Origin of the sequence: Nocardia higoensis, assembly GCF_015477835.1 — a bacterium.
GTDB classification, from domain to species: domain Bacteria; phylum Actinomycetota; class Actinomycetes; order Mycobacteriales; family Mycobacteriaceae; genus Nocardia; species Nocardia higoensis_A.
Genome location: NZ_JADLQN010000021.1, coordinates 1 through 1,984, shown reverse-complemented (window position 1 = coordinate 1,984; position 1,984 = coordinate 1). Strand labels below are relative to the sequence as shown.

Annotated in this window: 1 rRNA gene; it reads left to right on the top strand. The window is 55.7% G+C overall.

The window, feature by feature from the left end:
- Positions 1-43: 43 nt before the first annotated feature.
- A 23S ribosomal RNA gene (locus IU449_RS28670) occupies positions 44-1,984 on the top strand; the annotation flags it as partial.

Sequence of the window (1,984 nt, the reverse complement as noted above, 5' to 3'; positions counted from 1 at the left end):
GTGTGTTGTTTGAGAACTGCACAGTGGACGCGAGCATCTTTGTTAGTAAGTGTTTAAGAGCGTACGGTGGATGCCTTGGCACCAGGAGCCGATGAAGGACGTAGGAGGCTGCGATAAGCCTCGGGGAGCTGTCAACCGAGCTGAGATCCGAGGATTTCCGAATGGGGAAACCCAGCACGAGTGATGTCGTGTTACCCGCATCTGAATATATAGGGTGTGTGGAGGGAACGTGGGGAAGTGAAACATCTCAGTACCCACAGGAAGAGAAAACAAATAGTGATTCCGTGAGTAGTGGCGAGCGAAAGCGGATGAGGCTAAACCATGCGTGTGTGATAGTCGGCAGGTGTTGCACGTGTGGGGTTGTGGGGCTCATTTTCTTGTTACTGCCGTGGCAAGCAACAGTCAGAAAAGTGTGTGTTAGCTGAATTGGTCTGGGACGGCCAACCGTAGACGGTGAGAGTCCGGTAAGCGAAAATGCATGCTCTGTTGTAGTGAGTACCCGAGTAGCAGCGGGCCCGTGAAATCTGCTGTGAATCTGCCGGGACCACCCGGTAAGCCTGAATACTCCCTGGTGACCGATAGCGGACTAGTACCGTGAGGGAAAGGTGAAAAGTACCCCGGGAGGGGAGTGAAATAGTACCTGAAACCGTGCGCTTACAATCCGTCAGAGCCTTCGAGCAGTTTGCTGTTGGGGGTGATGGCGTGCCTTTTGAAGAATGAGCCTGCGAGTTAGTGGCATGTGGCGAGGTTAACCCGTGTGGGGTAGCCGTAGCGAAAGCGAGTCCGAATAGGGCGGTTGAGTCGCATGTTCTAGACCCGAAGCGGAGTGATCTACCCATGGCCAGGGTGAAGCGACGGTAAGACGTCGTGGAGGCCCGAACCCACTTAGGTTGAAAACTGAGGGGATGAGCTGTGGGTAGGGGTGAAAGGCCAATCAAACTCCGTGATAGCTGGTTCTCCCCGAAATGCATTTAGGTGCAGCGTCACGTGTTTCACGCCGGAGGTAGAGCTACTGGATGGCCTAGGGGGCCCACAAGCTTACCGAAGTCAGCCAAACTCCGAATGCCGGTGTGTGAGAGCGTGGCAGTGAGACTGCGGGGGATAAGCTTCGTAGTCGAGAGGGAAACAGCCCAGATCGCCGGCTAAGGCCCCTAAGCGTGTACTAAGTGGAAAAGGATGTGGGGTCGCGAAGACAACCAGGAGGTTGGCTTAGAAGCAGCCACCCTTGAAAGAGTGCGTAATAGCTCACTGGTCAAGTGATCCTGCGCCGACAATGTAGCGGGGCTCAAGTACACCGCCGAAGCCGCGGCACTCGAACATATACATCCGCATTGGACTACGGTCTGGTGTGCAGTGGTTCGGGTGGGTAGGGGAGCGTCCTGTAGCCAGGGAAGCAGCAGTGTGAACTAGTTGTGGAGGCTATGGGAGTGAGAATGCAGGCATGAGTAGCGAAAGACGAGTGAGAAACTCGTCCGCCGAATGACCAAGGGTTCCTGGGCCAGGTTAATCCGCCCAGGGTGAGTCGGGACCTAAGGCGAGGCCGACAGGCGTAGTCGATGGACAACGGGTTGATATTCCCGTACCCGTGTATCCGCGCCCAGTGGCGAATCATCTGTGCTAAGTGCCCAAAAGCGGATGGACCTCCTTCGGGAGGCCGGAAGTGGCTGCGCACGATCCTGGGTGTAGTAGTCAAGCGATGGGGTGACGCAGGAAGGTAGCTGGGCCAGTGAGTGGTAGTACTGGTGTAAGCCTGTAGGGCGTTGTGTAGGCAAATCCGCACAGCATATAGCCTGAGAGGTGATGCGTAGCCGATTGAGGCGAATTCAGTGATCCTATGCTGCCGAGAAAAGCCTCTAGTGAGTTGGTACACGGCCCGTACCCCAAACCGACACAGGTGGTCAGGTAGAGAATACCGAGGCGATCGAGAGAACTGTGGTTAAGGAACTCGGCAAAATGCCCCCGTAACTTCGGGAGAAGGGGGACC